The sequence below is a fragment of the Pseudoalteromonas sp. SG41-2 genome (assembly GCF_014164535.1).
Lineage (GTDB): Bacteria > Pseudomonadota > Gammaproteobacteria > Enterobacterales > Alteromonadaceae > Pseudoalteromonas > Pseudoalteromonas rhizosphaerae.
On sequence record NZ_JACJFK010000109.1, the window covers coordinates 1 to 650 of the forward strand.

Here is a 650-nt window from a genome sequence, read left to right on the forward strand (position 1 = left end):
AAGTCAACGAAGAAAAACATAACTGCAGATACCATTAGCAAGAAGCTTAGAGCAGTAAATAAATTTGACCACCCTCCAAACCATGAAATAGCAAGTTGCTGCCCATCTCCGCGAACCCAGTGCCCCTCAAGCGTTGAGCCACTATTAGGCGACTTAAGCTCTGCTGCATATTCATCAGTGAAACGCTTACTTTTAAATGTGCGGGTTTTAAACCCGCAGCCATTGAGTGCTTCGGCTTTTCTTAGTCGCGTCTCATAACTGTCTTTATGCAAATAATCTCTAGACAGTTGCTCTCTGTAGGTTTGTCTATCATCAAAGTATTTGCTTCTGTTTTCGGCTCTCCTTTTATTTTCTGCAGCTTTTTCGGGGTTATTTTTTCTAAACTCTTCTAATCGCACCACTGCTTCTTCATCTAACGCCAGTTGTTTGATGGTTTTGTCTTTTGATCTGGTAGGGTCTCGATTTGGGTTTTCAGCGCACCACTGGTTAATCGCGTTAACACGGTTTTCTCTTTTTATTTTTTCTCGTTCTTCATGAGTTAAACCGTCTTTTTGTTCAGCAAAATAGCGCTCAAGATCCTCATCACTAATAAGGTTATCAATTAAGTCATCAAGTTCGCTTGATTTCTCTGAGCTTTTATCATTACTACT

The 650-nt window shown here is 40.3% G+C and carries 1 pseudogene; it reads right to left on the reverse strand.

What is annotated here, in order from left to right:
- Positions 1–650 (reverse strand): annotated as a pseudogene (locus tag H5186_RS22895) (hypothetical protein); the annotation flags it as partial.